The sequence below is a fragment of the Micromonospora maritima genome (assembly GCF_902825405.1).
Taxonomy (GTDB): Bacteria; Actinomycetota; Actinomycetes; order Mycobacteriales; family Micromonosporaceae; genus Micromonospora; species Micromonospora maritima.
This window is the reverse complement of sequence record NZ_CADEAU010000832.1, coordinates 1-1463: the sequence shown is the minus strand read 5'-3', so window position 1 is coordinate 1463 and position 1463 is coordinate 1. Positions and strand designations below refer to the sequence as shown.

The 1463-nt window shown below is 77.4% G+C and carries 2 protein-coding genes and 1 pseudogene; all 3 read right to left on the bottom strand.

Translation table 11 applies throughout. The features are described 5' to 3' along the window. Positions 1-119 (bottom strand): annotated as a pseudogene (locus HUW36_RS32760) (glycosyltransferase family 9 protein); the annotation flags it as partial. Continuing rightward, positions 116-817 (bottom strand): SDR family oxidoreductase, encoded by a 702-nt coding sequence (locus HUW36_RS32755; RefSeq protein WP_174531574.1) that lies wholly within the window; start codon positions 815-817, stop codon positions 116-118. The pseudogene HUW36_RS32760 and the gene HUW36_RS32755, both read right to left, overlap by 4 nt. A gap of 46 nt (positions 818-863) precedes the next feature. Next, on the bottom strand, positions 864-1463 hold a 600-nt coding region (locus HUW36_RS32750), incomplete at its 5' end, for an adenylyltransferase/cytidyltransferase family protein (RefSeq protein ID WP_174531573.1).

Sequence of the window (1463 nt, the reverse complement as noted above, 5' to 3'; positions counted from 1 at the left end):
AGCCAGGCCGGCGCGGCCAGCACCAGCTCCCGTCCGGGCAGCCCGGCGCGCAGGCCGCGCAGCGCCGGGACGGCGGTGGCCAGGTCGCCGACCCCGAGCGCCCGCAACACCAGGATCACGGGTACGAGGACTCCTGTGCGGCGCAGACCACCATCTCCCGGACCGCGCAGCCGGCCGGCTGGGACAGCGCGAACATGACCGCGGCGGCGGTGTCGGCGGGTTCGTTCAGCACGGCGTCCGGGCCGGGACGGTACTGGGCGTCCCGCTCGTCGAAGAAGGCGGTGCGCATGCCGCCGGGGATCAGCAGGGTCACCCCGACCGCGCCGGCCAGCTCGGCGGCGAGCGCGCGGGTGAAGCCGACCACCCCGAACTTCGCCGCGCAGTACGCGGTGGCGTCGCTGACCGCCTTGACGCCGAGCGTGGAGGCGACGGTGACGATGTTGCCCCGGGAGGCCTCCAGGTAGGGCAGCGCCGCCCGGATCACCGCCGCCGTGGCGAGCAGGTCCACCGTGACGATCCGCTCCCAGGTCTGCGCCGGCACGTCGATCAGCTTCCCCGGCACGTCCATGCCGGCGGCGGTGACCACGGCGTCCAACCCGCCGGAACGTTCCGCGAGGTCCCGGGTGGCGGCCTCGGCCGCGCGGGTGTCGGCCAGGTCGCACTCGGCCCAGGGCACCCCGTCGGCGGGACGCTGCCGGTCCAGCACGAGCGGCCGGCCGCCGGAGCGGGCCACGGCGGCGACCACGGCCGCGCCGAGCCCGCTCGACCCGCCGCTGACCAGGACGGTGGGGCCGGCTCCCGGCGGAGCGGCGCTCATGCCGCCTCCCGCCGTCCAACGGTGCCGGGCCGGATCTGTCGCTCGTTCATCGTGCTCCCTTCGCCGTGGACCGGACGGTCGTCTCTCCGACGGCCTCCGCCGAGGCCACCGTCGCGGCCGGCCAGCCGGCGTACCCGCGGCCGGCCCGGGCCGCCGCGATCATGTCGGTGGTGGAGCGCCCGTCCAGGTACGGCACGACCACCGTGTGCCCGCCCCAGCGGGCCAGCACCTCCGCCTCGGGCAGCGTCTCCGTGCCGCCGCCGCTGGCGTAGTCGCCGCCCTTGACCCAGATGTCCGGGCGCAGCCAGGACAGCGCCGCGTGCGGCGTCGACTCGTCGAAGATCAGCACCGCGTCGACGCAGCCCAGCGCCGCCAGCAGCCGGGCCCGGTCGCCCTGCGGCACGACCGGGCGCTCGGGCCCCTTGAGGCGGGCCACGCTGGCGTCGGAGTTGAGGCAGACCACCAGGCAGTCGCCGAGCTGCCGGGCCGCCTGGAGCGTCGCCACGTGCCCGGCGTGCAGCAGGTCGAAGCAGCCGCCGGTGGCGACCACGGTGCCGCCGGCCGCGCGTACCCGGGACACCACCTCGCCGGCCGCGCGGGCGCCGACCCGTTCCCCGCCGACGGTGACCACCGCCGGGGCGGCGGT

Bases quoted from the DNA above. Each gene is read 5' to 3' on its own strand.
- HUW36_RS32755 (WP_174531574.1), bottom strand. From the start codon at position 817: ATGAGCGCCGCTCCGCCGGGAGCCGGCCCCACCGTCCTGGTCAGCGGC.